Source organism: Pseudomonas sp. MF6396 (assembly GCF_002018915.1).
In the GTDB taxonomy this organism is placed as follows: Bacteria; Pseudomonadota; Gammaproteobacteria; order Pseudomonadales; family Pseudomonadaceae; genus Aquipseudomonas; species Aquipseudomonas palmensis.
Window position 1 is genome coordinate 174,882 of record NZ_MVOK01000002.1, and the last position, 26,090, is coordinate 200,971.

Consider the following 26,090-nt stretch of genomic DNA (forward strand, 5'->3'; position numbering starts at 1 on the left):
AAAATGTGATGTATTTCGTAGAATCGTTCACTTGGACCGACATTTACGCTGCAGGTTTCAGGGCCGCTGGACAAGGCTTTAGCGTGCGCTTCAGGGAGTTTTAACGTGCGTCTCAATCTGCCGGTCACGGCTGTCGAACAGACCTTTCCGGACCATCAGCGGCTGATTTCCGCCACCGATACCGACAGTAACATCACCTATTGCAATGCCGAATTCGCCGCCATGAGTGGCTTCAGCCAGGCGGAACTGATCGGCAGCACGCACAACCTGGTGCGCCACCCGGACATGCCGCCTGCCGTATTTGCCCTGATGTGGCAGTACCTCAAGGCCGGCCAGAGCTGGATGGGCATCGTCAAGAACCGCTGCAAGAACGGCAACTTCTACTGGGTCAGCGCCTACGTCACACCGGTGCTCGAGGACGGCCGCCTGGTCGGCTACGAATCGGTACGGGTCAAGCCCACTCGCGATCAGGTGCAGCGCGCCGAAGCGCTGTATGCCCGTCTGCGTGAAGGCAAGCCCCCCGTGCCCTTCGGGCGTCGCCTGGCCCTGCAGGGCCGCGTGCTTGCGCTGCCGTTGCTGGCAGCCGCTTTGGCCATGGGCGCCAACCGGCTGTTGCCGGGCTGGGGCGGGCAGGGCATCACGCTGGCGCTGTTCGTGGCGGTGGGCCTGTGGGGGCACAATCGCCTGCGCCATGAAGTGCGCCAGATCGTGCGCAGCACCCCCAACACGTTCTCCGACCCGATCAGTGCGCTGGCCTACAGCGAAGCGCTGGGGCCGACCGCGCAACTGCAGATGGTGTTGATCAGTGAAGAGGCGCGCCTGAAAACCGCGCTGACGCGCCTGAGCGACCTGGCCAACCAGATGGCCGTGGCCGCCAGCGATTCCAGCCGGCTGTCCAATGCCACCGAGCTGGCGCTGCTCGACCAGCGCGCCGAAACCGACATGACCGCGGCGGCGATGACCGAGATGGCGGCATCCATCGCCGAAGTGGCGGTGCATGTACAGCAGACCGCCAGCGAGGCCGGCACCGCCAACCAGCTGGCCGAACAGGGCAGCCAGGTGGCCGGTACCTCGCGCGAGGCGATCCAGCTGCTGGCCAGCACCGTCACCCAGATCAACCAGGCGGTCGGCCACCTGGCCGGGCAGACCCAGGACATCATGCTGGCTGCCAGCGTGATCCAGGCGATTGCCGACCAGACCAACCTGCTGGCGCTCAACGCTGCCATCGAAGCGGCGCGTGCTGGCGAGCAGGGCCGCGGATTTGCCGTGGTGGCCGATGAGGTGCGCGCCCTGGCGGGCAAGACCCGCCAGTCGACCCAGCAGATCCAGGGCATCATCGAGACCCTGCGCAGCGGCGCCGATGACGCGGTGAGCATCGCCAACCTGGGCATCCAGGAGGCCGAGCAGGGCGTGGCGCAGGTGGTCGAGGCGCAGCGCGCACTGCAAGGCATTCGCGAGGCGGTGGCACGCATCACCGATATGACCCAGCAGATGGCGGCCGCCTCGCAGGAGCAGTCCTACGTGGCGGAGGACGTGTCGCAGCAGATCAATCGGGTAGCCGGCACGGTGCAGAAGACTGCCGACAACGCCAATGCCGCCGCCACCCGTGGTGGCGAGCTTGAGCATATTTCCAGCGGCCTGCGTGCCTTGGTTGAACGCTTCAACCGATAGCCGCCAGGCGAGTGAACGAGCATGGATGACAACTACCGCGCGGCCGTCGACGCGGCCGCGATCTTTTCCGAAACCGACCTCGCCGGACGCATCACCTACGTCAACCAGCAGTTCTGCAGCATCTCCGGCTACAGCCGTGAAGAGCTGCTGGGGGCCAACCACCGCATCCTCAATTCCGGCCTGCACGGCAGTGACTTCTTCGAGAGCATGTGGGCATCGCTGGTAGCCGGCAAGGTCTGGAAGGGCGAGATCTGCAACCGCGCCAAGAACGGCTCGTTGTACTGGGTCGACAGCACCATGGTGCCACTGCTGGACCCGGCCACCGGCAAGGTCCGCAAGTATGTGTCGATCCGCTTCGACGTCAGCGAGAAACGCCAGCTGGTGCACACCCTACAATGGCGCGTGGGGCATGACGTGCTCACCGGGCTGCCCAACCGCGCATTCCTTTCGGACCTGCTGAACCAGGCCCTGGAATTCTCGCGCACCGAGCAGTTCCCGCTGGCGGTGTGCATGCTCGATCTGGACGGCTTCAAGGCGGTCAACGACGGCTATGGGCATGCCTGCGGCGACCTGCTGCTGGTCGAGGTGGCGGCGCGGCTCAAGGGCATACTGCTTGCCGGCGATGCGGTTGCGCGGTTGTCTGGTGACGAGTTCGTGCTGATTCTGCGCCATGTCGAGGGCCAGGCGCAGTTGCGCACGGTGCTGGGGCGGGTGCTGTCGGCGGTGGCGGCGCCGTATTCGATTCGTGGCCAGCAGATCAGTGTCAGCGCCAGTATCGGCGTGACCCTGTACCCGGCCGACAACGATGATGCCGACACCCTGCTGCGCCATGCCGACCAGGCGATGTACGTGGCCAAGCAGAGCGGACGCAACCGCTTCCACCTGTTCGACGTATCGCTGGACCAGGAAGTGAAGGCCACGCACCAGACGGTTGAGCGGGTCCGCCGCGCCATGAAGAATGGCGAGCTGCGCCTGTTCTACCAGCCCAAGGTGAACATGCGCAGTGGCGAGGTGCTGGGCTTCGAGGCCTTGCTGCGCTGGCAGCACCCGGTCAAGGGGCTGGTGCCGCCAGCGGAGTTCCTGCCGTTGATCGAGCAGACCGACCTGATCGTGGACATCGGCGAGTGGGTGATCGACCGCGCGATGGCGCAGATGCAGCATTGGCAGGACGCCGGGTATCGCTGGTCGGTGAGCGTGAACATCGCGGCGCGCCACTTTCAACGGTCTGACTTCGTCGAGCGCCTGCGCCTGTTGCTTGCGCGTCATGACGGGGTTGCGCCGCGCATGCTCGACCTTGAGATCGTCGAGTCGGTGGCAATCGAGAACATCAAGCGGGTCAGCGAATGCCTGGAGGCGTGTCAGCAGTTGGGGGTGCAGTTTTCACTGGATGACTTTGGCACCGGCTATTCGTCGCTGAGCTATCTCAAGCGCCTGCCCACCCAGGCGATCAAGATCGACAAGTCGTTCGTGCGCGACATCCTGCATGACCAGGATGACCTGGCCCTGACCCGCGCGGTGATCGGCCTGGCACGGGCCTTCGGGCGCCAGGTGATCGCCGAGGGGGTAGAGACGGTGGAGCATGGCGAGGTGCTGATGGGGCTTGGCTGCGATGTGGCGCAGGGCTACGGCATCGCCCGGCCGATGCCGGCGGCGGAGGTGGTGGGATGGGTGCGCGAGTATGTGCAGCCGCATGAGTGGGTGGTGTTGCGCCAGGTGTAATGCCGCATCGGGCCCTTGGCCGGCAAGGCCGGCTGCTGCAGGGCCGGTGCTACAACTGCGGCGCCGTGTTCTTCACCACCGCCAGTTCCGGGTGCGCCACCAGCTTGTCGATGTGCAGCTCGTCGTTGTTCATCCAGGTTTCGCTCAGCACCCGGTAATGCTCCATGTCCCGGCAGCGCATGCGCAGGCTGTAGTCGAAATGCCCGCTGATGAGCTGGCACTCGAATACCTGCGGGCAGGCCTTCATGCAGGCCTCGAAGGCCCGCTGGGCCGAGCGCCCGCTCTGGTTGGACAACGCCACCAGCACCAGCAGCGACAACCCTGGCGACACCCGCTGCACATCGATGATCGCGCCATAACCACGTATCACCCCGCGTCGCTCCAGTTTGCGCACCCGCTCCAGGCAAGGCCTGGGCGTCAGGTGCACCAGCGAAGACAGCTTTTCGTAGGTGATGCGCCCGTTGTGGCGCAGTACGTCGATGATCGCCTCGTCGATCCGATCCAGAGGCGGCGTGTCATGCAAGCGGTTGGCCTTGGTGTCCATGGTGGCGTCGGTTCACTTCAAACGGTTGGAAAGAAATTGCTGCAGGCGTTCGCTCTGCGGCTGGTCGAGCATCTGCGGGCCGCCCTGTTCCTCGACCCGGCCCTGGTGCAGGAACAGTACCTGGCTCGACACCTGGCGGGCAAAGCCCATCTCGTGGGTAACCATCAGCATGGTACGGCCTTCCTCGGCCAGCGTCTGTATCACCTTGAGCACTTCGCCAACCAGTTCCGGGTCCAGTGCCGAGGTCGGTTCGTCGAACAGGATTATCTCCGGTTCCATCGCCAGCGCCCGGGCAATGGCCACGCGCTGCTGTTGCCCGCCAGACAGGAATGCCGGGTACTGATCGGCCGCGCGCCCTGGCAAGCCGACCTTGTCCAGGTAGGCGCGGGCGCGGGCCTCGGCTTCGCGCGGGCTCACCCCAAGCACGCGGCGCGGCGCCAGGCAGATGTTCTCCAGCACGGTCATGTGGCTCCACAGGTTGAAGTGCTGGAACACCATGGCCAGGCGCGTGCGCAGGTTCTGCAACTGGGCCGGGTTCGGCGCGCGGGTGCCGGCGCGGCCCTGGTGCATCTCGATGCTCTGGTCGTCGAGGGTGATCACGCCCGAGTCCGGCTGTTCGAGAAAGTTGATGCACCGCAGCATGGTGCTCTTGCCCGAGCCGCTGGCACCGATCAGGCTGATCACGTCGCCCTTGCGCGCCTGCAGCGAGACGCCCTTGAGTACCTGGTGATCGCCATAGCTCTTGTGCAGGGCATCCACGCTCAGTTTGATGGCGGCGCTGCTGACGCGCGGGGCGGTGGGGGTTTCGTACAGGGCCTGGCCATGGGCCGGCAGGGGGTGTGCGCAAAGGGTCATGGGTCAGCCTCGGGCAGGAACAAGGAAACGCATCCAGCGGCGTTCGGCCAGGCGAAACAGCCCGACCAGCGCGAAGGACAGCAGCATGTACAGAATGGCCGCGATGCCGAAGGCCTGGAACGTCAGAAAGGTCGCGGCGTTGGCGTCGCGGGCCACTTTGAGGACGTCGGCGACGGTGGCGGTGAACGCCAGCGAGGTGGCATGCAGCATCAGGATCAGCTCGTTGCTGTACACCGGCAGCGCACGGCGCAGGGCTGCCGGCAGCACCACGAACAGGTTCAGGCGCCAGCCATGCAGGCCGTAGGCCTGGGCGGCCTCGATCTCGCCATGGGGAATGTTGCGAATGGCCCCGGCGAAGATCTCCACGGTGTAGGCGCAGGTGTTGAGCACAAAGGCCAGCAGCGTGCAGTTGAGCGCATTGCGCAAGAACTGGTCGAGCAGCGCGTTGTCACGCACCACCTCCAGCCCGTACAGCCCGGTGTAGCAGATCAACAACTGGATATACAGCGGGGTGCCGCGAAACACGAAGGTGTACAGCTCTACCGGCCAGCGCAGCCAGCGCTTGCGCGACACCCGCGCCAGCGCCAGTGGCAACGACAGCACCAAACCCAGCACCATGGTCACGATGAACAGCCACAGCGTCATCGCCAGCCCCGACATGCCCGCGCCATCGCTGTACAGGTAGGCCCGGCCGTATTCCTGAAGCAGTTCGATCATGATGCCAACCCCTTGATGCCGGTGTTGTAGCGCCGTTCCAGCACCTTGAACAGGCGATTGGAAAGGGTGGTGATAAGCAGGTAGACCAGCCCCGCGAACAGCAGAAAGTACAACGGCTCATTGGTGGTCTTGCCGGCGTTCTGCGCAGCCTTTACCAGGTCGGAGAGGCCGATGATCGACACCAGCGCGGTGGACTTGAGCAGCACCAGCCAGTTGTTGCCCAGCCCCGGCAGGGCGAAGCGCATCAGTTGCGGGAACAGCACCAGCTGGAAGCGCTGCACGCGGCTCAGCCCGTAGGCGGTAGCCGCTTCCAGCTGGCCATGGGGCACGCTGAGGATCGCTGCGCGAAAGTTCTCGGTGAAGTAGGCGCCATAGATGAAGCCCAGGGTGATCACGCCGGCCATGAACGGGTTGATCTCGACGTAATCCCAGCCAAGCAGCTCGGTCAGGTCGTTGAGCCACAGCTGCAGGGTGTAGAAGATCAGCAGGATCAGCACCAGGTCGGGCACGCTGCGAATCAGCGTGGTGTAGAGGGTGGCGGGAATGCGCAGCAGGCGCAGCGAGGACAGCTTGGCGCTGGCGCCGATCAGGCCCAGCAGCAGGCTCAGGCCCAGTGACAGAAAAGCCAGTTGCAGGGTCATCCAGGTTCCTTGCAGCAACAGCGGGCCGAAGCCCTGCAGGCTCAGGGCCTGCAAGCCGGTGGAGGTGAGGAAGTCGTTCACGGGAAAACTCTCGGTAGGACCAAAGGCGGGTGCGACAGCGCACCGGGCCGTGCAGGCCCGGGCTCTGCAGGCGATTACTCGTTGTAGATATCGAGGTCGCCGACGTACTTCTGCTGGATCCTGGCGAAGGTGCCATCGGCCAGCACCGCGGCGATGCCCTTGTCGATCAGCGCCTTGAGCTCGGCGTCGTTCTTGCGCAGGCCCATGGCGATATCCAGGGGCAGGGTGGGGTCCTTGATTGCCGGGCCGCTCTCGAAGTTCGCGCCTTCGGGGGTGTTGAGGAAGTTCAGCTGCGCTTCGAGCTTATCGGTGAGGGTGGCGTCCAGGCGCCCGTTCATGAGGTCGGCATAGTTCTGGTTCTGGGCCTGGTAGGCTTTGACCCGGGCACCCAGCGGCGCCAGCTTGGCGCGGGCGTAGGCCTCTTGCAGCGAGCCTTGCAACACGCCAACGGTCTTGCCCTCGAGCGATTCGGGGGTGTCGCCGAAGTCGGCGCCCTTGCGCACGATCACCGAGGTGGGGCTGAGGAACAGGCGATCGGAAAACTCGATCTGCTTCTGACGGGCCGGCGTCACCGCCATGGACGACATGATTGCGTCGAACTTGCGTGCACGCAGGGCCGGGATCATGCCGTCGAATTCGTTGTGCACCCAGGTGCACTTTACCTGCAGCTTTTCACAGATGGCATTGCCCAGCTCGATGTCGAGACCTTGCAGGCTGCCATCGGCGGCGACGGATTCGAAGGGCGGGTATTCGGGGAACACGCCGAAACGGATTTCTTTCCATTCCTGGGCCTGGACTGTGCTCGCGCACATGGGCAGGAGCAGCACGCTGAGCAGCTTTCGCAGCGAGGTCATAAAGGTATCCCTGTGTCTTGTAGTTGATGTAGGGCAGTGAACGCTTCGTTGGCCTGAGCCTTGGTCTGTGTGTGACTCTTCGGTCTGGGCGTCAGAATGCGTGAAGGCAGCATTTTTTTTGTGTCGTTTGGGCCGGCGCTGGCTGCCGGATTCTGCTGTTGGCGATTCGGTGTCAGCCGAATCGGCTGCATGACCTCCTGTTTTGGCTTCGGGGCAGCTTGCTGTGTAGGCCGTGCAAGGTGCACGGCCGCCTGGATTGACGTGCAGGCCCGGTCTAGGCGCGTTTCTTGTGCACTGCCTGAACCTTGGGCAGCAGCCGTGCAAACAGGTCCTTGGGGTTTTCCAGGGCCGGCACCAGGTCGATTTCATGGCCGATATCCAGGGCCTTGGCCACATCCAGCACATAGCGCAGGGCCGAGTAGTCTTCGATGGCAAAGCCCACCGAGTCGAACAGGGTGACCTGGGTGTCGTTCTCGCGGCCGAGCACCTGGCCGTTGACCACTTGCCAGAACTCGGTGATCGGCGAGTCGGCTGGCATCTGCTGGATCTCGCCCTCGATGCGGCTCTGCGGTTCGTACTCGACGATCACCCGTGCGGCGTCGACGATGTCGCGGTGCAGCTCGGTCTTGCCTGGACAGTCGCCACCCACCGCGTTCAGGTGCATGCCCGGCTCGATCATGTCGGCGGTCAGGATGGTGGCGTAGGCCTTGTCGGCGGTGACCGTGGTGACGATGTCGGCGCCGCGTACCGCATCGGCCACGGAGCTGGCCAGTACCACCTTGATCGCCGGGAAGGCGCGAAGGTTCGCGGCCAGTTTGGCCGTGGCTTGTGGGTCCAGGTCGTACAGGCGGATTTCCTCGATGCCCACCAGCGCGTGGAAGGCGATGGCCTGGAATTCGCTCTGCGAGCCGTTGCCGATCAGCGCCATGCTGCGGCTGTCGGGACGCGCCAGATAGCGTGCGGCCAGGGCCGAGGTGGCGGCGGTGCGGATCGCGGTGGTCAGGGTCATTTCGCTGAGCAGCAATGGCGCGCCGGTGTCGACATCGCCCAGCGCACCGAACGCCATCACGGTGAGCATGCCGCGCTGGGTGTTCTTCGGGTGGCCGTTGACGTACTTGAAGGCGTAGAGGTTGGCGTCGGAGGCCGGCATCAGCTCGATCACCCCGTCTGGCGAGTGGTTGGCCAGGCGCGCGCACTTTTCGAAGTCGTGCCAGCGCAGGTAGTCCTGGCGGATGTACTCGGCCATTTCTTCCAGGCAGGTGGTGAGGCCCTTGCGGGCGACCAGTTGGCTGAGGTCGTTGACGTCGATGTAACGGGTCATGGGGAGCTCCTTCTTGTGGTCGGTCAATTGCGCACCGGCAGGTGCACTTCGGCGAGCATGCAGCGCGCGCTGCCGCCGCCGATGCGTTCGATGTTGTCGATGTTCACCACCACCGGGTGGGTGTGCCGCTCGACCTGGCGGCGCTGCTCGGGGTGCAGCGAGCGCCAGGCACTGCGCGACATCACCAGCAGCGGCTGGCCTTGCTTGTCGTGCACTTCGAGCATGTTGCCGGCGAAGCCTTCGAGCTGGTCGAAGTCCAGGGCCAGGATGTCCTTGCCGGTGGCACGCAGGCTGTGTTCCAGGGTACGGCGCTCGTCGGCATCGGGCAGTGCCTTGAGGCACACCACCGACAGCTCGCGGCCCACGCTCATCATCACGTTGCAGTGATAGATGGGCGCCCGGTGCCGGTCGACGGCGTGAAACAGGCACAGGCGGTAGTCGAGCCTGTCGGCGAACTGGCGCAGTGCTTCGGTGTGGGTGCGCCCGGAGTGGCAGGCGTAGCTGATGCGGTGTTCGCGGTCGAGCACCATGCTGCCGGTGCCTTCCAGGAACATGCTCTGTTGCTCCAGCGGGCTCAGGTCGATGGTGTTGTGAATGCTGAAACGGTCGGCGAGCACCTGCAGCACGCCCTTGTCGCGTTCCAGCCGGCGGTTGTGGCCCTCCATCGGGTAGAGCACCAGGCTGCCGTCGGCGTGGCTGCTCCACCAGTTGTTGGGGAAGATCGAGTCAGGCGTGTGCGGGGCCGGCGTGTCCTGCACCACCAGCACCTCGACGCCATGCTGGCGCAGGGTGTCCACATAGCCGTCGAACTCTTCCAGCGCTTTATGCTGTGCCTGGTCGGGGTCCAGTGCAGGCTGCTGGAAGCGGTTGTTGAGTGCGGTGTCCGGGTTGAAGGCGAACCGCGCGGGGCGGATCATCAAGACTGTATTGGTGGTTTGCATCGAGGCACGCATCCGGGGTTGGCAGTGCGTCTATTGTCGATGCAGTGGCGCTGCAATCCCGGCTGAAGCGCGCGGGGCGCTCAGCGGGGAAAGCTGAAAAGCGGGGTATTGCAGCGTAATCGGCTGTGCCGGTTCAGGGCAGGTGCTCGGCCATGTCACGCAACTGGTTGGCCAGCGCGACGGCAGCACGGGCGCTGTGTTCGCCTGCCACCAGGTGCGTGAAGGGCAGGTCGATCAGCCGGCCCTCGCGCACTGCACGCAACTTCGAGAGGGCCGGGTGGTTGTGCAGGTACTCGCGCTTTCGCCGGGCCGGCGACCAGACGGCGTCGGCCAGGATGATCACGTCCGGGTCGCGTTGCAGCAGGGTTTCGGGGTCGACGGTCACGCGGTGCAGGTCGACGTCGGCGAACAGGTTGCGCCCACCGGCGACCTGGATCAGTTGGGTGATGAAGCCGCGGCTGCCCTCGCTGTCGAGGCCCTGGTGCTCGCTGTCCAGGTAGAACACCGAAAGCGGGGCATGCTGCGCGGCGAGCTGGCGGGCGCGGTCCAGGTCTGCTCGTTGCTGCGCGATCAGCCGATCGGCCTGGGGTTCGCGCTGCAGCAGCTTGCCCAGGCTGCGCAGGTCGTCTTCGATGGCCGCGAAGCCGGAGGCCGGGCGCGGGTCGCAGGCGTTCTCCAGCAGGTAGCTGCCGATGCCATTGCGGGTCAGGTGGGTGCGGGCGCCCACGCCATCGCGAAAGGCGCTGGCGAAACCGCCGACCACCAGGTCGTAGCGCTGGGCATAGAACACCTCCGGCGAGGGATACAGCCGCGACAGCAGGGGCACGCCGCGGTAGCGCCGGGAGGCCAGCGCCTCGGGGTCGTCATCGATGTAGCTCACCGCAACCAGCGACGGGCCGACCTGCAGGGCCAGCAGTAGGTCGGCGGCATGCTGGTGGAGCGCCAGGATGCGCTGCGGCGGGGCGTGCGGCAGGGTCCAGTCCTGGCCGCAGTTACGGTAGGTCTGGGCGTGGGCCGTGGTGCCGAGCAGGCACAACAGCAGGCAGAGCAGGCGCGTCATGGGGTATCACCATTGAGCAGCAGTGCGCTGACCGGGGTACCTGCGACCAGGTGCTCGCGCACCAGGCGGCGGGCATCGTCGGCGCTGGCGATGCGGTACCAGCAGCGCTCGGGGTAGACGGTGGCGACCGGGCCCAGGTTGCACGGGAACTGGCAGTGGGTGCGGGTCAGCAGCACGCCGTCGGCGGTTTCCATGCGCTGGGCGGCGAGCAGTTCGTTGCGCACCACTTTCCACACCTGCTGCGCGCCGCGCTGGGTGCAGCGCGGGCCGGTGCACAGCATCACGTGGCGGGCGTGGGCGGGAATGTGCGACCACTCGGGTTTGCTGGGGATGGGCATGGGCTTGTCCTTGAGTCCGTGGTGCGGCTTTCGCGGGTCAAGCCCGCTCCCACAGGCTCATCTGTCACCTGTGGGAGCGGGATTGACCCGCGCTGCTTCTAGAAGCTGTAGGTGTAACGCACTTCGCTGGTGAACGGCCTTCCCAGGTTCTGCACCTTGCGCGCGCCGCTGTCCATGCTGGTGGTGTAGTCGCGGTCCAGCAGGTTCTCCAGCAGCAGGCTCAGGCGATGCTGGCGGGCGCCGTCCAGGTAGCGGTAGGCATCGGCGTCCACCACGGTGTAATGCCCGTAGTCCACATCCCGCGGGCTTTTTACCGTGCCGATGTAGCGCACCGCCGCGCCTGCGCCCCACATCCGGTCACCCGACTCGTACCCCAGCCGGCTGCGTGCAAAGAACCCGGGAATGTTGTTGAGGGTGGCGCCGTTGCGCGACTCGCTCAGGTTGCGCGTCATGTCTGCCGCCAGCTGCCAGCGGTCACTGAGCTGGAACTGCCCGTTGACCTCGACGCCGCGCACCTGGATCTCGCCATCGCCGTTGACCCATTGTGCATCCACGATGGTGATCAGGTCCTCGATGCGCCGGGTGAACAGCGTACCGCTCAGGCTGTAAGGCTGGCCCTGGATCAGGCCGGTGTAGTCCAGGCCCAGTTCGGCATTGCGGCTCTTCTCCGGCTTGAGGTTGGGGTTGCCCATCTCGTCGCCCGGTTCGTTGACGTACAGTTGCTCGGCGTTGGGCAGCTTGTAGGCGGTGCCGAACTGGCCGCGCAGCTTGAGCTGGTCGGTCAGGTCGTAGAGCGAGGTGAGCATGCCCACCGTGGCACTGTCACCGCCGCTCAGGTGCTCGCGGCGCACGCCGATGCTGGGGTGCCAGTCAGGCAGGGCGTCGATGACAGGGCGCAGCTGCACATATAGCGCATGGGCCTCGGCCTGGTTGTTATCGATCTTGAGCACGTCGTCCTTGCCCTTGAACCACTGGTTGTCGGTACCGAACACCAGGGTGTGCTCGCCGGGGAGCACGGCCTTGCCTTCGGCCTGCATGCCCCAGTCGCTGAAGCCCCAGTAGTCGTCGTGGTTGAGGGTACGGGTGCTGCCGTCGGTGTTGTTGTAGATGCGGGTGTAGCGCGTATCCCAATCGTTCATGTGGCCTTTGACGAAGTAGCTGAAGTCGGGGTTCAGGCGCTGCTCGAAAGTGGCCGTGGCGATCTGCTGCACGCGGTCGTTGGTGGTACGGCGGTTGGCGTCCGGGCGCAGGAAGTCCAGGTTGGCGGCGCTGTACTGGTAGAACAGCTCCAGGCGGCTGTCATCGCCCAGGCTTTGTGCGGCCTTGGCGCCGAAGGTGTTGACCTCGTAGCTGCGCTTCTTGTCACTGACCGTCGAGGTGATCTGGCTGCTGTGGTAGGGCTGGTAGCCCTCGGACACGTTGTGGCTGACGTAGGCCAGCAGCCCCAGGTCGCCCAGGCCGTTGCTGAAGATGTGCTCGATACGGGCATCGCCGTTGCGCCCCATGAAGCTGTCGACGCCCAGGTTGACCTGGCCCGAGGGGTCGCGGCTATGGGCCGAACGGGTGACGATGTTGATGACCCCGGCCACGGCCTGGGTGCCGAACAGCAGGCTCTGGCCGCCCTTGAGTACCTCGATGCGCTCGATGGCGGCGGCGGGCAGGGTGTCTATATAGATGCCGCCGTAGAGGCGGTTGTTCAGGCGCACCCCGTCGAGCATGATCAGCGTGTCGTCGTTGCGCCCGCCCAGCAGCGAATAGGTGCCATAGTCGAACGGCCCCTGCTTGGGCGCCACATACAGGCCGGGCACGAACATCTGCAGCACGCGGGTGATGTCGGCGCTGGGGCCGGCGCGCTCGATCTGCTCGCGGTCCACGACCTCCACCTTGCTGCCATAGCGCGCCATCTCGGCCACCGTGGTGGACTCCACCGAGGGTGCGGAAACGATCTGCTGGTCGAGGGTCAGGGGTTCGCTGGCCGCCAGGGCCGGGCTGCCGATCAGGCAACCGATCAGGGTAAAACGACGTGTCTTCATCTACTTCTCGAAAAAGGATTTTTCGGGAAGCGCACAGGAGGGTTCCGGCGAACGCGCGCCAGAATACCGGCTCGTGCCCGCCCACCGCAGGTTTGCCAAAATGACTGAACGCATCCTTTCAACAGTCGTGGGTTTGCAGGCCGGTCTCCGGGCTTGCGAGGCTCGAAGTCATCCGCCTTCCCATGCGTTGCGCACAGTGGCCTGTTGGATGCTTCACTCGCTTACCGTTGCGGGGGCAGCGCCGGACTAGTCATGCAAGACGCACCGGCTTCCCGTTTCACCTGCTGCACGGCGGCAGCAGGCACCTGAAACTGGGCCGCATCTGACCATTGTCATGACCGTTCGTCAACCTGACGGCCTTTGCCGACGAGCGTGCGTTTGTCCAGGCCAAAAAAAACGGCACCTTCTCAGGTGCCGTTCCTTTAGTGGCTAGCGCCGCTGGAACTTAAATCCAGCGGGGTCAACCGTGCAGCTCTTCGGCCGCATACAAGGTGTTCTCCAGCAGGCACGCCCGGGTCATCGGCCCGACGCCGCCTGGCACCGGAGTGATCCAGCCGGCGCGGGGCAGGGCGGTCTCGTAGACCACGTCGCCCACCAGCTTGCCGTCTTCCTGGCGGTTGATGCCCACGTCGATGACGATGGCGCCTTCCTTGATCCATTCACCCTTGACCAGCCCCGGCTTGCCGGCAGCCACCACCACCAGGTCGGCGCGACCGACGTGGCCGGCCAGGTCCTTGGTGAAGCGGTGGGTCACGGTCACGGTGCAGCCGGCCAGCAGCAGCTCCATGGCCATGGGGCGGCCGACGATGTTCGAGGCGCCCACTACCACCGCATTCATGCCGTACAGGTCCTGACCGGTGCTGTGCAGCAGGGTCATGATGCCTTTGGGGGTGCACGGGCGCAGCAGCGGGATGCGCTGGGCCAGACGACCTACGTTATAAGGGTGGAAACCGTCCACGTCCTTGTCGGGGCGAATGCGCTCGAGCAGCAGCGAGGCATCCAGGTGCGCCGGCAGTGGCAGCTGCAGCAGGATGCCGTCGATGTCGGCGTCTTCATTTAGGCGGTCGATCAGGTCGGTCAGCGCCTGCTGGGTGGTGTCGCTGGGCAGGTCATAGGCCTGGGAGTTGAAGCCGACCTCTTCACAGTCTTTACGCTTGTGCGAAACATAGACTTGGGAGGCGGGGTCGCTGCCTACCAGGATCACTGCCAGGCCGGGGGTGCGCAGGCCTTGCTCGCGACGTTGCGCGACACGTTGGGCGATCTGCTGGCGCAGGCTGGCGGCGATCGCCTTGCCGTCGATAAGTTGTGCAGTCATGACGCGTGATTAACCATCGAGAGGGAATAAAAAGAGCGCGCATTCTCGCATGACCGGGGCGCAGGGCAAAGGCGCTTGGTCTGGCAATTCCCCTAACCCCTTAAATAAAATGAATTTTTTTCAAAAAGGTGTTGACGACTTTGCCGCTCGTCTATAACATTCATCGCACTTGTCGGGCAGAGCCTAGCACTGGTTAGCAAGGTCAGGCAGAATGAGTGGTTTTGATAGCTTGTTCGGTATGACTAAAAGTTAATTTGTAATCCTAACAGAAAGCAGATTAAATATGCGCCCGTAGCTCAGCTGGATAGAGCATCCGCCTTCTAAGCGGATGGTCGCAGGTTCGAGTCCTGCCGGGTGCGCCAATACAGGCAGCTGGCACAAGTAAAAGCAGTGAAGCAATATGGTGGGCGTAGCTCAGTTGGTAGAGCACAGGATTGTGACTCCTGTTGTCGTGGGTTCGATCCCCATCGTCCACCCCATATTCTAAAAGGCGCCCGATGAAAATCCGGCGCCTTTGCTTTAAAAGCTTCACGCGGACGTGGTGAAATTGGTAGACACACTGGATTTAGGTTCCAGCGGCGCAAGCTGTAAGAGTTCGAGTCTCTTCGTCCGCACCACTTTGTAAATCAAGTACTTACCAGCTTTAGAGCGCCCTCCGCTCGACCCGCTGGATTATCAGTGTAGCGAGATTGTGACATTGGCTTGTCGAGCACACTGACCGCATCTCGCACCCTGGCCGGTGCGAGGTGCGCATATTTCTCGGTCATCTGCACCGACGAATGCCCCAGCAAATCCCTTATCTCCATCATCGGTACCCCAGCTATCACCAGCCAGGCTGCGCATGTATGCCGCAGGTCGTGGATGGTGAAGTCGGCAATGCCTGCCTTCTTTGTTGCTGAATCGAACCCGGTAGACGGGTCAGCGACCCTTTCCCCATTGCGACGCGAGAACACCCAGGGTGAAGACGGGCAGTGCTCGGCCCGATCGGCCATCCTGCTGCGCATCACCGCCATAGCGGCCTCGTTCAGCGGGATGCTGCGGCGTTTCTTGGCCTTCGTTCTTTCCCCCTCTAGGAAAATCAGCCGGTTGGCCATGTCCACCCGTCGCCATTCAAGCCCGAGCATCTCTTCTTTGCGGCAGCCGGTGTTTACCGCCAGGCGGATGAAGTCGTCCAGCACATCTCCATGGCGCTGCGATCTTGCCACGCGGCACAGGGCGTCAACCTCCGACCTGGTAATCCAGCGCACCCGGCCTTCTGGCTCCCGCATCGTTCGCCCCTTCACCGGGTTGGGAAGACCCCATTCCAGTTCAGTGATGCCCCAGTTGATTGCCACAGACAGCGCGGCCAGCTCCCGGTTGATGGTGGCCGGCGACTTCCCGGCCTTGATCCGAAGGGATGAGTACTCCCGAATGTCCTTACCGGCCAAGTCGTTCATGATTCGGCCGGCGAAGAACGTGCGAAGCGCTTTCACCCGGTGCTGGGTGGTTTCGAAGCTGCGCTGCGTCTGGCCGCATGGTTCAGGTACTCAACCATCACTTCCTCAAACGTCCGCTGGCGATCGACCCCCATTTCCTTTTCCCGCCACGCCTGGCTCCGCTGTTCCTGCTCTAAAGCCTTGGCTGCGGCATGGTCCTCGGTGCCAGAAGAGCGTCTAACGTACGTTCCATCTGACGCGGTGTAGCTGATCCACCACACCTTTCCTCGTTTGTACGGCATATCCTCTCCTCGGATACGACGCCCGCGGCGGCGAGGGTACCAGGGATGCCAGCCTCGATCATCTCAACGAGCTTTTGATAGTGAACGCGCAGCGGCCCGAAGCCCCGCACGCATGGGATTTTTCCGTCCTTCGCGAGGCGATAGGCAGTTGAGCGACCGATTCCCAGCATCTCGGCCGCCTGGGTGACTGAAATCAGTCGCAGGTTCATGGATGGTCTCCACGCCGCCGGTGGCGGCTGGTTGGTGGTCAGCCGCGGTGCAGCTGAATCATTTCGCGTGCATGTTCGAGGGCGGCCAGGTGTTCTTCCTCGGCGCCGATCTGGCCATTGGCGTCAGGTGTGGTCACGGCAACTAGGTGCTCAAGGGCGTTCACCAGGTCGTCGCGCTGCTGGCCTTCGGCCCGACCGATATCCCAGAACCGATTGGCCCAGTGGTCCGCCGGCGGCTGGTTGTTGTTCTGTTTGCCCACGAAAAGGGCGCCCACGATTACGTCGCACAAGCCGCTCTTGTAGCCGTTGTCGCCATCGAGGCTCAGGCCCCAGCGCCGGCGCAGGGTGTTCACGACCTCGTCGGCATCGACGCCAGGGCCCTTCAGGACGATGTCTTGCTCTGGCTCGCCGGGCGTGTATATCGCCAGGGTCAGTTTGGCTTCGGGCGCCAGGTGATTACTGATCATCACCAACGCATCGTTGGCGACCTCATGGAATCGGTTGATTGCGGACATAGGGAATCCTCGCCCGCGCATGTCGGCGGGCTTGAGTTGTAGGGGGAGGGGGTAGGCGCGTGCTTCGAACAGGTCGATCTGCGCCGCTGGGGTGTCGCGAATGGTTATGGCCTCGGCAATGCACTGTTGGGCGGTACCGAAGTGCGCCTCGTCCTGCTCGATGCCGATGAAGCGCCGGCCCAGCTGGATGCAGGCGATGCCGGTCGTGCCGCTGCCCATTGTGTTGTCGAACACGACTTGACCAGGGTTGGTGTAGGTGGCGATCAGGAACCGCATCCAGCTGACGGGCTTCTGTGTCGGATGGAAGTTAGCCGTCTGCTTGTCGCTCGAGAAGAATTGGACCGAACGCGGGTACCGGTCCGTGGAGTCGTACTCGGTGAGCGCCAGGGCCTTGCCGTAGCACTCCGAGTTGACCGTCTTGCGCTTGGCAGTGCGCCGCTCGTGGCCGCTGATCATCTGTGGGTTGTACACAGGCTGTCGCCGGTAGAAGACCTGGGCGCTTTCATGGGCCCGCAGTGGCTGCTTCTTGGCGTTGAGAAATCCGGTTGCGTTGCCTTTTTCCCAAATCCACTCGTAGCGGTAGTCCCGCGGGTTGCTGGCGACCACCAGCGAGCTGAACGGCTGAGCTGCGCAAAGAACGATGGCCGCCTCGGGCTTGGCGAATCTCAAGTACTGCTCCCACAGGGGGGGCGAAAGGGATCACCACGTCCCACGCGCATTGCGTAGTCCCGTATGGCAGGTCAGCCAGCACCATGTCGACGCTGGCATCCGGGATCGACTTCATCACCTCCAGACTCTCGCCTTGGTACAGACTGACTTCGCTCATCGCGGCCCCCTGTAGATCAGGTAGGCCATATGGGCGAGGGCGATCATCGCATCAGCTCCTTGGGCACCTGGACTGTGCGACCTATCCTGTTGGCGACGATTGCTCTGCAAGCAGCATGCTCCCGCGTACCCCCACCCTCCCGCTCGAACGGGTCCAACTTGATGCTCGCCACCCACGGTACATGGGCACCACGGTCAATCCAGACGCAGTACTTTTCGATGAGGCGCTCTACGACATCGGTAGCGAATGAGTCGGCGCAAAATGCCAACTGCAGCTGGCCGGCCGGCTTCGGCAGTGGTCCTTCGATTTGTTCGATTGCCCAACCCAGCGCCTCGCCGACCAGGTCGGCCGTCTTCACTTCGATCAGGTCGGTCATGGTCGCTTCTCCAGAGAGTCCTTCCAGTCCCCGCCAGGGGCACTTTTGCCAGCCAGGGTGTGCTCGGTGTCATAGTTCGTGAGCCACAGAACTCGTCGGCAGTCAGGAAGCGCCTGGAACCAATACCACTCGCCGAAGCTGTCCCTGGCCAACCATCCCGCCCATTGCGGGGCGTCCTTCCAATCGGGCTTGCTCACAGCTGATACCTCTCATCAATCCAGCGCCTAGGCGCCAGTGCGGGTGTAGGTTCGGGTTGTGTTTCGTGCAGGGAGAGCTGGCGCTCGTTGTGGGCTAGGTCCGACCTGTGCAGCATCCAGTCCGGCAGGCAGGAGATCCCGCCATTGCTGCCGCCGTACTTCCAGCAGGTGACCTGCCGGTAATCGTCGTGCATCACCTCTACATGGGTGTCTGGCCTGGCCGCCCGGCGCTGGGCGAGCTGTTCTGGCGTCATGGGTTCGCAGCCGGCCAGGGTGGCCAGCAGCAGGAGGCAGAGGGCGAGGCGGGTCATGGCTGAACCTCGCGCATCTGCTTGTAATAGTCTCCGGCGGGGCCGGCGTAGCGCAGAGCGTCCGTGACGTTCATCCAGCCAAGGCTTTTGGCGAGAGCCCACACCTCGTCGTAATGCTCTGCCTTGCGGCTCTCCATGCCCTTCCGGTGCGCCTCATGGTGAGCGGCCAGCGCTCTGACGCAACGCTTGCAGGTGACCAAGCCTTCCTTCGTAGTGAAATCGCCCTCGATCAGGTTGGTGCCGCAGAAAACGTAGTCGTCGCCGTCGTCTTGTGGCGCGCCTGATCCGCCGAAGGTGAAGTGTGTTTTCCGCCTGCTCATTCCTTCACCTCGATGGCCACGTCGTCATGAATCCACTCGATGTCGAGCAGGTCGTCCTCAGTGATCTGGTCCTCCCTGGTGTCACTCATGCTCACCAGGTCCTGAACCTCTTCGTCCGGCACGTTCTCCATTACCTTGCGGAAGTTCACGACCGCTTTCCCGGTCAGGATGATTGTTTTGCCCACGGCAGATCCTTGGCCGCCATATCGCGGCAGTGAATAGAGGGGAGAGGGGTAGGGGTGTTGCTACGGAACGCGGACCCACCAGCTTTGCGCGTAGGCCACGCCGTCGATGAACTCGATGCCAGTGAACGTGGCGCCCATGGTCGACATGCCGGTCATCACCGCCTCATACAGCGGCGGCAGAAGCGGCTCGCCCGGGTGAATCTTCAGGATCGACGCAGAGCTGGAAGGCCGGCCCATGGGTGAGAACGCATCGACGCACAGGTGCACGTCTCCGCGGATCGGCACGACGCTGTTGATCTCTTTCTTGCTGCGCGGCACGCCGCGCACGCGCATTGGAACGATGAGGAAGCGATAGTACTGTTCAAATAAACAGTATTTGTTCCCGCAAATCTCGGCCGTCGATGGCGGTTCGTCGGTTGGAGTACAAATGTTCTCCTGCTATGGCTTGCGTTCGAGGGCGGCGCGGGCTTTTGTCACGACCTCTATGACCTCAGGCTTGAACCCCATCCGACCCGAGCCATCATCAGATATGTCTTCCGGCCAAAGTTTGCACATTGCCTCAAGATGACCTCGGAGATCCCCCCGCCCATCGCGCTCAACCGGCTGCCTTTCTCGAGCTGGCAGCCGCTTGCGATCCGTTTCGGTTTCGGCCAGGTGGGCGCGCAACCGCTCGGTTTCTAGCAAGTAGTCGTTGGTCACAGGCGAAGGGTCTCTACTTGTTCCCGCAGCCGCTCAACCTCGCCAGAGTCGACGTGGGTGTAGAGCGGTGTCCAGTCGTTCGTGAAGGGCTTTTCGCAGTACTCGCGACCATCCACAAATTCCCGATAAAAAGCCACCGGCTCGCCTTGGTGCTGTGCGCCGGCCCCCACAGTCGTGAACCGAATCCACCCTTGCCGGTCGCCAGCAGTCGCCACGCCGCCGTACTCGCGATCATCACCACCGGCCGCCAGGCAGGCGAACAGGGCGTCTTTCAATGCTCGGTCGGGATCGCCCTGGTGCTGGTCGGCCGGCTGGGCCAGAAGGGCGCGCAACTCCTTCCGCGCTCGGTCTTGGGTGATTCGAAGTCCATTGCACGCTTCCTCAAGGAGGCTGCGCGGCACGCTGAACATCTGTTCGGTGTTGCTGTATAGGTTTTCTGTGGGCATGGGAATACCTCGTTCATTGGCTACTGTAAGTGATGGCTTTACGGAATCACTGAAAGTGCATAAAGTGCGTGAAGCCTGAGCCTCCCTGGGAAAGTCAAAGTCAACTTTGCGGGGCGCTCCGCATTGGGGATTCCACCGAATAGGTGGTTGCGTGAAGTCCGCCGAATAGGCGGTTACGTGAGCTTCATAACGGTTTGCCGTTGCGCTGCTCTTACCTTCGCCCAGCTATTGGAGCTTCTTATGCAAATTGAGATCACTATCAGGCTAGATCTGAAGATTTTGATCGTGCTGCTGAAATTCGCACTGTCTTGATTTGAAGGTTGTTCCGGGTCGTAGCGCCGCCACCCGGTTTTCTTACTCTCCGAAAAAGCTATCAATTTCTTCGTCCTCGTCGACTAACGGCTCGTGTTGCAGATCTTCAGGGGCGGCGAGGTGCGTCGGGCTTTTGCGAAAGTTAAGCGACTTGTCGGGCTATGTCAGGCAGATAGTCAACCCACCCAATCTTTGGCATCTTGGTCTTCTGATTAATCACTGGCTTACCTTTGGCGTCGGTGATTTCACACTTTGCCCTGATGCGTAGATCGCGGCACTGGCCTGTCTTTCTTGCAAGCTCCATGAACTGCTGGGCGTACTGCGGCGCATCGAAAAGATGACTCAGCTGCTTGACCTTCTCGCTGGCCATGATCGCTGCGGTGCGCTGCTCCACGGCCTCATTCCACTCAGCAAGGGTCAGCTCCAGGGGGGGCGCCGGCTTTCCCGCTCGGCCTGGTCGTCTTGTTGATCTTACTGGCCTTCAGCCAGCGCTACGTCGGCGGTCATGCCGAAGACTGCGAATGTGCTCATGGTGATCTCCGGGCAGCCACCAGCCTCGCCGGGGTGGCGTGATTCGTTGAAGTGGGGTATTGGTGTCGCGCTTATTTCAAGGAGAGCGCTGTGGAGTGGTATGAATCGTTGTTTTTGCAGGCATGTGGCCATGTACTGACCCAGTCGCGGGTAGCCAACCTTCGTCGAGCTGACGGTGTTCTAAATCTGGATATTGCAGCCACGCGTGATCTTGCTGACTCTTACCAGCGCAGCGTTGCTTTAGCGTTCAGCGCCGAAGAAGTGAAGCAGAGGCTTTCCGAAGGTGCAGATTGCGTTCTGTTGTTGCTGGTCCATGAGCATCAGTTCTTCAACACCTTGGAGAAGCTGAAGAGGGAAAACGATGTTGTTTTGAGCGCGTCCCTGCGGACCGATGCCAGGTCGAATGATTTTTCCAACTACTACGTCGATGTCGCACTGATCAGGAAGTCGGCCTCTGGCCAGATGAATGTCGCGCACTAGTCGACAGTTATCGCTATGCATGCACCGCCCTCTGTGGCCGGATGCGGCATGGTGGCAATATGAGTTGAAGAAGATTCGGTCGTTGAGTAGGATGCGGGGTATTGGCGTGCAACTTGTGTCGCATGCCTACAGCGTTGGGTTCATAGTGAACTGCGACCTGAAGATAACCGAAGTCTTGGCCGTCCTAGCAGATCTGGTAACGCTGTACCTGCCGATCGCTCCATTCATTGCTGTATTTGACCTGGGGGTTGCTATGACGATTATGACAATGCTGAACTGGTGCGAGGCGGTTACTGCGGGGTCTGAAAGGACTGGCCAGGCATTCGAATTTCAGGTTGTGGCTAGCTCCAATAGGCCGCCAGGGGAGATCTAATTTTCCCAAGACCCGCACCAATTTTAGGAAAAGGCCGATCATTCGGCCTTTTTTTCGTCTCGAGTTCCGTTTTTTGCTTAATTTAGGGTCAAGCTGAGATGATCGCGACGTAGGTGTTAGCCATGGAGAATAGGGTGAATTTGGACAGCGCGACGACCCTGCCACAGAGCTATGCGTACAGTTTTTCGAATTGCAACTTTGTATACGCGGATGACAATTTCGCTGTCGGGGCTTGGAATAGAGTAATGCACTCTTCGGGGTATCGGTATTGGAGAATATCAGGATTGGCCGGTTCGGGTGTGGCGGCGGGTCAAGATGGCATTCTTGTGACGCAGACGGTCGGCGGCGCCATCCATTCTTTTACTGGTATATCGCTTGAGGCTGCGCCCGGTACTGAATATGTTATACGCCAATCTTCTACCTCTCTCGCTCTGTCAAATTTAAATATGAGCGGATGCTCATTCGAAGGGCGTGTTTCAATAACTAATTTCTCGTCAGGAGTCGTGTCGAGAAATAATTTTTTTAATTATTCTGGCGCTCTTGTCTGCTCCGGGACTGGATTAATTATTGGGAATGGTGGTTTCCTGAATCCTTTTTCGGGAACTACTCTCGTAACGCTTTGGGGGGCAATGCCTGTCAGTGTTGGAGGGCAAACCAGATACATTCCAATGTATAACGGCTTTTCGTAAACTCCTGAAAACGCCCGCCCAAAGGTTTTGACTAGGGGCGGGCCACCGGCTTACTGGATTATTTCTGGTGCATTCTTTTTCGCCCACAATGCAAAATGCTCAGCCAGTTTCTTGCTTGCATATTCTGAGTAGTGGTTGTATTCATCCCTGAATACTGGCATTCCGTCCACAATGAAGTTACAACGCTCTGCGTCGCAGAAAAATTCATTCTGATCATAGAACATAGTCATTGGGTTGCTGGCTTTTACCTCTACCACTAGCTGGCTGAATGAAGATTTAAGTCGCTGCAAGTCGGAAGCTGGTTTGGTGCACTCATTTTTTGGTGCCGTGAATGGGCGCGAGAAGCATCCTTTTATGTCGTAAGGCAAAACGATGTGCGGAAAGAAAATGATAGCCTTAGCGCCGCTGCGCTCAATGTATGAGACCTTTTCCTTTATAGATGATATGTATTGCTCAGTTGGAGATCCGGACAAGCCACTAATTAATACGTACTTTAGGTTTGGGCTTTCGCTGATTATTTTCTTTATGTACTCCATCTGATGGAGTGGCCGGAATCCTGCGCATGGCCTACCTGTTTTTGGCGAGTCTGACGGTTGGGTGTCAGCTAGTGTAGGATCGCATGCGCCAATCGATAAGATTGTCTCATTCTTGAATTCAGCCAAGCTTTCCAATCCGGGATAAATATGATTAGCAAAGCTATTTCCCATTATAATTATAGTAGGGGGTGCGTCCTTGTTTGTTACGCAGAACCACCAGTCATAGGTGGTGGCCTCTCTGAAATCATATCTATTTAGGCATGTTCTGTTTTTTGAGAACTCCCAGTGCGGCCCAACAAACTGAGAGTTGATGTCTTTGTATGTTTTTACTGTGCTTCTGTTTGGGATGCCAGAATAATAAAATGTGGATAACCCAATGCATAACGTAACGGCCATGGCAGCGGTCAATGCATGGGTCTTGAATGTCCAATTCGTCTTTGATCTTAACGGCTTCTCGATAAAGTAGAAGGTTGTTGCTGCCAAAATGACTGCCGTCACAACTGCGATTAGACGTAGCTCGATAGATGGAGTTCCGCCCTCTACCACCCTTAGTAGTGACAACAGAGGCCAATGCCATAGGTAGAGAGGGAAGCTTATCAGTCCAACCCAAACCATTGGTCTGCTGGCGAGTACATGCTTGTTGAAAAACGCGTTAGGGCCGGCGGATATTAGGAAGATCGCAGCAGCTACTGGTATCAACGCAAACCATCCAGGGAAGCTATTTTCTTTGCTGATAGTCGCTATCCCATATGCCACAAGAGCGGTTCCCGCCAGGGATAGAAGGTTTGCCGCATAGAATCTAGGCTGCAGGTTCCTGAATATCGAGAGGTAAGCTAGGATCGCGCCTGCGATGATCTCCCAAAATCGCGTGTGCGGCGAATAGAAGATTGTTACTGGATCACCTTTTATCATGCTGATGTTCAGAGTGAACGATACGGCAAACAGAAGTACCGATACAGCCAGTATGTTGGCGCGGAGCTTCCACGCAGCCCAAAGTATGATGGGCCACAGAAAATAGAATTGCTCTTCCACCCCAAGCGACCACAGATGCAAGAGTGGTTTTGTTTCTGCTGAGTTATCAAAATATCCACTTTCATTCAGCAGGACGATGTTGGAGACGAATGCAGCGCCGCCTGCGATGTGCTTGCCCAGTTGCTCAAATTCGTCTGCGAATAGGCCGAACCAACCGAAAACGTAGCAGGATGCTAGAACCGTGAGCAGGGCCGGGAAGATCCGCTTCACCCGCCGAGCATAGAAATCGGAAAAGCTGAACGTACCGTTCGCAATGCTTTTGAGAAGAATGCCTCCGATCAAGTAGCCGGAGATTACAAAGAAGAAGTCCACGCCGACGAATCCGCCTGGAAGGGCGCTTGGGAATGCATGGAACACAACTACTGCAAGGACTGCAATAGCCCTCAATCCATCAATGTCAGGGCGATACTGGATGTTCGGATTACTCATAACTTACCTGTTGTGTTGGTCAGCTGCCTGCTATGGCGGCGAAGAGTTTACCTAAAAGGAGTGCCTATGCCGATCACCGAGCGGCAGTTGCTGCAGATCCTTCCCAGTGCCCGCCCGGTAGCGGGCATTTTTTTGCCTGCTCTAAACCGGGCAATGGCTCGCTTCAAGATCAACAGCCGGCTGCGCACCGCGGCGTTCCTTGCCCAAGTCGGTCACGAACAGGCCACCTGCGTAGCCTGGTGGAGAACTTGAACTACAGCGCCGATGCACTGGCGCGGACCTGGCCCACCCGGTTCACCGCGCTGTCGAGCGCCGCCTATGCCCGGCAGCCTGAGAAGATCGCGAACAAGGTATATGCCGATCGCATGGCGAACGGCCCCGAGTCATCGGGCGATGGTTGGCGGTACCGAGGCCGCGGGCTGATCCAGCTCACCGGCCGGTCGAACTACCGCGCCGCCGCTGACGAGCTGGGCCTGCCCCTGGTCGATAAGCCTAAGCTTCTGGAGCAGCCTGAATTTGCCTGCCAGTCGGCCGCGTGGTGGTGGTCGCAGAACCGACTGAACGAGCTGGCGGACGCCGGAAAGTTCGAGGCTATCACTCGCAAGATCAACGGCGGCCTCAATGGCCAGGCTGATCGGGTGGCTCTATACGAGCGGGCACTGAAGGTGTTGGCGTGATCGGGTGGCGCACCGCCGGCGCGGCGGTGTGTCTCGCCCTAGTGCTGGTGTCGTACTGGGGTGCCTATGAGCATGGGCGTACGACGATGGACACCGAGTGGCGGGGCAGTTGGGCTGCGCGCGATGCCGGGGACAAACAGGCTTGGGCCCTGGCTGAGCAGGTGGCCAGAAAAGAAGAGCTTCGCCGGCAGGCGGTGGTGGATGAGGAGGAGAGCAATGCGAGGAAACAGTTTGAACTGGCGGCGGCTCGCGCTGCTGCTGGTGGGCTGCGCGGGGAAATCAGCCGGCTGCGCGCAGGGCATTCAGCCACCTGCAATGCCAACGCTGCCCAGCAGCGCCAGACAGGAGCCTCTGCCGTCGTGGTGCTCGGGGGATTGCTTGAAGACGCTGACCGAATGGCGGGCAGCTGCGCAGCAGCGCTTGAGCGAAGCCGAATAGCTGGGCTAGCGTGGGAATCGATCATGGACGGCACGAGAACGCACCGCTGACCGGTGATTGCCTGAGGCCATGACGGGCTATACGATACTGGTTTTACATACAGTATCGGCCATGCCACTCCCATACCCTCCAGCCTGGGTAACCGCACTCGATGACCGCGAGCCACTGATCACAGATCCAGAGGCGCGAGTTGCCGTGCTCAGGCAGATGGCCTACGACTGCTATCAGCGGGCTGAGGTGTCCATCGAGGAGATGGGCGAAATGCTGAGCTTGTCGAGGCGGCGCGGCTTTGGGCGCTGATAGAGCACGAAGAGGCCTGGGCGCTGGGCTTGTTTGGCGACTATCCGCAGGATAATCCCGGCGGCGCACAGGTGATACAGGGTAGCGGCAAGCCCACCTGTGGGTAGCTATATAGACGGACGGAATCAGTCGGCAGAACGCGGGAGATGGTGGTGTGACAGGATTGTGCTGCACACGCGGTGTGATGTGACACAGAGCGGGACTATTTGAACAGGATTGACTAGTGCGGGCGTCGTAACCTGTTGAATTTAAAGAGCTAAATGTAGACCCTCATGATTTAGGTTCCAGCGGCGCAAGCTGTAAGAGTTCGAGTCTCTTCGTCCGCACCATCTAAGCGTCTGTTTCTAAAGGCGTTTTCCCGGAAAGCTCTGAAAATGGAGTCGTTTGGGAACACTTTGGAAA

At 61.2% G+C, this 26,090-nt stretch carries 26 protein-coding genes, 4 tRNA genes, 3 pseudogenes and 1 riboswitch; of the genes and pseudogenes, 10 read left to right on the plus strand and 23 right to left on the minus strand.

The window, feature by feature from the left end; translation table 11 throughout:
• Positions 1-105: 105 nt before the first annotated feature.
• The 3 genes and pseudogenes from MF6396_RS29375 to MF6396_RS02420 all read left to right on the plus strand — a co-directional run.
• Positions 106-387, plus strand: a pseudogene (locus MF6396_RS29375) (PAS domain-containing protein); the annotation flags it as partial.
• Between the two features lie 207 nt (positions 388-594).
• The gene (locus MF6396_RS02415) at positions 595-1,671 is read left to right on the plus strand and encodes a methyl-accepting chemotaxis protein (protein ID WP_434093267.1); all 1,077 of its coding nucleotides are present in this window, start codon (positions 595-597) and stop codon (positions 1,669-1,671) included.
• A gap of 21 nt (positions 1,672-1,692) precedes the next feature.
• The gene (locus MF6396_RS02420) at positions 1,693-3,390 is read left to right on the plus strand and encodes a putative bifunctional diguanylate cyclase/phosphodiesterase (protein ID WP_078479617.1); all 1,698 of its coding nucleotides are present in this window, start codon (positions 1,693-1,695) and stop codon (positions 3,388-3,390) included.
• A gap of 49 nt (positions 3,391-3,439) precedes the next feature.
• Here the strand turns inward: MF6396_RS02420 and MF6396_RS02425 are convergent, their stop codons facing one another.
• The 11 genes from MF6396_RS02425 to folD form a co-directional block, all read right to left on the minus strand.
• Complete coding sequence (locus tag MF6396_RS02425; protein WP_043864513.1) at positions 3,440-3,934, minus strand: Lrp/AsnC family transcriptional regulator; 495 nt, start codon at positions 3,932-3,934, stop codon at positions 3,440-3,442.
• 12 nt (positions 3,935-3,946) lie between these two features.
• Positions 3,947-4,789, minus strand: a complete 843-nt coding sequence (locus tag MF6396_RS02430; protein WP_229589384.1) for an ABC transporter ATP-binding protein — start codon at positions 4,787-4,789, stop codon at positions 3,947-3,949.
• A gap of 3 nt (positions 4,790-4,792) precedes the next feature.
• On the minus strand, positions 4,793-5,506 hold the full coding sequence (locus MF6396_RS02435; RefSeq protein ID WP_043864512.1) for an ABC transporter permease: 714 nt from the start codon (positions 5,504-5,506) through the stop codon (positions 4,793-4,795).
• The gene (locus MF6396_RS02440) at positions 5,503-6,228 is read right to left on the minus strand and encodes an ABC transporter permease (RefSeq protein ID WP_043864511.1); all 726 of its coding nucleotides are present in this window, start codon (positions 6,226-6,228) and stop codon (positions 5,503-5,505) included. The genes MF6396_RS02435 and MF6396_RS02440 overlap by 4 nt, the downstream gene beginning before the upstream one ends.
• A 74-nt stretch (positions 6,229-6,302) precedes the next feature.
• Positions 6,303-7,082, minus strand: coding sequence for an ABC transporter substrate-binding protein (locus tag MF6396_RS02445; protein WP_078479618.1), 780 nt, complete (start codon positions 7,080-7,082; stop codon positions 6,303-6,305).
• Between the two features lie 274 nt (positions 7,083-7,356).
• A complete protein-coding gene (locus tag MF6396_RS02450; RefSeq protein WP_043864509.1) occupies positions 7,357-8,403 on the minus strand; it encodes an ornithine cyclodeaminase in 1,047 nt (348 codons plus the stop codon).
• Between the two features lie 23 nt (positions 8,404-8,426).
• Positions 8,427-9,344, minus strand: coding sequence for a citrulline utilization hydrolase CtlX (ctlX, locus tag MF6396_RS02455; RefSeq protein ID WP_078479717.1), 918 nt, complete (start codon positions 9,342-9,344; stop codon positions 8,427-8,429).
• Between the two features lie 133 nt (positions 9,345-9,477).
• On the minus strand, positions 9,478-10,404 hold the full coding sequence (locus tag MF6396_RS02460) for an ABC transporter substrate-binding protein (RefSeq protein WP_078479619.1): 927 nt from the start codon (positions 10,402-10,404) through the stop codon (positions 9,478-9,480).
• On the minus strand, positions 10,401-10,742 hold the full coding sequence (locus MF6396_RS02465) for a (2Fe-2S) ferredoxin domain-containing protein (RefSeq protein ID WP_043864507.1): 342 nt from the start codon (positions 10,740-10,742) through the stop codon (positions 10,401-10,403). The genes MF6396_RS02460 and MF6396_RS02465 overlap by 4 nt, the downstream gene beginning before the upstream one ends.
• A 98-nt stretch (positions 10,743-10,840) precedes the next feature.
• The gene (locus MF6396_RS02470; RefSeq protein WP_078479620.1) at positions 10,841-12,775 is read right to left on the minus strand and encodes a TonB-dependent receptor plug domain-containing protein; all 1,935 of its coding nucleotides are present in this window, start codon (positions 12,773-12,775) and stop codon (positions 10,841-10,843) included.
• Between the two features lie 121 nt (positions 12,776-12,896).
• A riboswitch (cobalamin riboswitch) is annotated at positions 12,897-13,099 on the minus strand.
• A gap of 136 nt (positions 13,100-13,235) precedes the next feature.
• The gene (folD, locus tag MF6396_RS02475; RefSeq protein ID WP_054915292.1) at positions 13,236-14,090 is read right to left on the minus strand and encodes a bifunctional methylenetetrahydrofolate dehydrogenase/methenyltetrahydrofolate cyclohydrolase FolD; all 855 of its coding nucleotides are present in this window, start codon (positions 14,088-14,090) and stop codon (positions 13,236-13,238) included.
• A 285-nt stretch (positions 14,091-14,375) separates the two neighbouring features.
• Between folD and MF6396_RS02480 the strand changes: the two genes are divergently transcribed.
• The 3 genes from MF6396_RS02480 (at position 14,376) to MF6396_RS02490 (ending at position 14,707) form a co-directional block, all read left to right on the plus strand.
• Positions 14,376-14,452: transfer RNA gene (locus MF6396_RS02480), tRNA-Arg, on the plus strand.
• A gap of 41 nt (positions 14,453-14,493) precedes the next feature.
• Positions 14,494-14,569 (plus strand) — tRNA-His (locus tag MF6396_RS02485).
• A gap of 53 nt (positions 14,570-14,622) precedes the next feature.
• A tRNA-Leu gene (locus tag MF6396_RS02490) sits at positions 14,623-14,707 on the plus strand.
• A 9-nt stretch (positions 14,708-14,716) separates the two neighbouring features.
• Here MF6396_RS02490 and MF6396_RS02495 read toward each other — a convergent pair.
• The 11 genes and pseudogenes from MF6396_RS02495 to MF6396_RS28945 form a co-directional block, all read right to left on the minus strand.
• Positions 14,717-15,526: a tyrosine-type recombinase/integrase gene (locus tag MF6396_RS02495; RefSeq protein ID WP_231390635.1), complete on the minus strand. Its 810-nt coding sequence runs from the start codon at positions 15,524-15,526 to the stop codon at positions 14,717-14,719.
• Between the two features lie 172 nt (positions 15,527-15,698).
• Entirely contained in the window at positions 15,699-16,016 is a 318-nt protein-coding gene (locus MF6396_RS02500) for a helix-turn-helix domain-containing protein (protein ID WP_078479621.1), read from the minus strand.
• A gap of 38 nt (positions 16,017-16,054) precedes the next feature.
• Positions 16,055-16,531, minus strand: coding sequence for a hypothetical protein (locus tag MF6396_RS02505; protein ID WP_078479718.1), 477 nt, complete (start codon positions 16,529-16,531; stop codon positions 16,055-16,057).
• 138 nt (positions 16,532-16,669) lie between these two features.
• Positions 16,670-17,137: pseudogene (locus MF6396_RS28940) on the minus strand (DNA-methyltransferase); the annotation flags it as partial.
• A 263-nt stretch (positions 17,138-17,400) separates the two neighbouring features.
• Positions 17,401-17,733: a hypothetical protein gene (locus MF6396_RS02515; protein WP_078479622.1), complete on the minus strand. Its 333-nt coding sequence runs from the start codon at positions 17,731-17,733 to the stop codon at positions 17,401-17,403.
• A gap of 193 nt (positions 17,734-17,926) precedes the next feature.
• Positions 17,927-18,241 (minus strand): hypothetical protein, encoded by a 315-nt coding sequence (locus tag MF6396_RS02525; RefSeq protein ID WP_078479624.1) that lies wholly within the window; start codon positions 18,239-18,241, stop codon positions 17,927-17,929.
• Positions 18,238-18,561 carry a hypothetical protein gene (locus MF6396_RS02530; protein ID WP_058540508.1) on the minus strand — a complete coding sequence of 108 codons (324 nt, stop codon included), beginning with the start codon at positions 18,559-18,561 and terminating at the stop codon, positions 18,238-18,240. The genes MF6396_RS02525 and MF6396_RS02530 overlap by 4 nt, the downstream gene beginning before the upstream one ends.
• Positions 18,558-18,710 (minus strand): hypothetical protein, encoded by a 153-nt coding sequence (locus tag MF6396_RS28650; protein ID WP_160328361.1) that lies wholly within the window; start codon positions 18,708-18,710, stop codon positions 18,558-18,560. The genes MF6396_RS02530 and MF6396_RS28650 overlap by 4 nt, the downstream gene beginning before the upstream one ends.
• Before the next feature lie 96 nt (positions 18,711-18,806).
• A complete protein-coding gene (locus MF6396_RS02540; protein ID WP_148071510.1) occupies positions 18,807-19,064 on the minus strand; it encodes a hypothetical protein in 258 nt (85 codons plus the stop codon).
• Between the two features lie 377 nt (positions 19,065-19,441).
• Positions 19,442-19,891: a hypothetical protein gene (locus tag MF6396_RS02545; RefSeq protein WP_078479626.1), complete on the minus strand. Its 450-nt coding sequence runs from the start codon at positions 19,889-19,891 to the stop codon at positions 19,442-19,444.
• A 454-nt stretch (positions 19,892-20,345) separates the two neighbouring features.
• Positions 20,346-20,597, minus strand: coding sequence for a hypothetical protein (locus tag MF6396_RS28945; protein WP_196932489.1), 252 nt, complete (start codon positions 20,595-20,597; stop codon positions 20,346-20,348).
• A gap of 227 nt (positions 20,598-20,824) precedes the next feature.
• Here MF6396_RS28945 and MF6396_RS02555 point away from each other — a divergent pair, with 227 nt between their 5' ends.
• Positions 20,825-21,214 carry a hypothetical protein gene (locus tag MF6396_RS02555; protein ID WP_078479627.1) on the plus strand — a complete coding sequence of 130 codons (390 nt, stop codon included), beginning with the start codon at positions 20,825-20,827 and terminating at the stop codon, positions 21,212-21,214.
• Positions 21,215-22,326: 1,112 nt separating this feature from the next.
• Here the strand turns inward: MF6396_RS02555 and MF6396_RS02565 are convergent.
• On the minus strand, positions 22,327-24,273 hold the full coding sequence (locus MF6396_RS02565) for an acyltransferase family protein (RefSeq protein ID WP_078479629.1): 1,947 nt from the start codon (positions 24,271-24,273) through the stop codon (positions 22,327-22,329).
• Positions 24,274-24,339: 66 nt separating this feature from the next.
• On the opposite strand from MF6396_RS02565, the pseudogene MF6396_RS02570 reads away from it, so the two are divergent.
• From MF6396_RS02570 to MF6396_RS28360, 3 genes and pseudogenes are all read left to right on the plus strand, one after another.
• Positions 24,340-24,950, plus strand: a pseudogene (locus MF6396_RS02570) (glycoside hydrolase family 19 protein).
• Entirely contained in the window at positions 24,950-25,438 is a 489-nt protein-coding gene (locus MF6396_RS02575; RefSeq protein ID WP_404940711.1) for a DUF2514 family protein, read from the plus strand. The pseudogene MF6396_RS02570 and the gene MF6396_RS02575 overlap by 1 nt, the downstream one beginning before the upstream one ends.
• A 475-nt stretch (positions 25,439-25,913) precedes the next feature.
• A tRNA-OTHER gene (locus tag MF6396_RS28360) sits at positions 25,914-26,017 on the plus strand.
• The last annotated feature ends 73 nt before the right edge of the window (positions 26,018-26,090 follow it).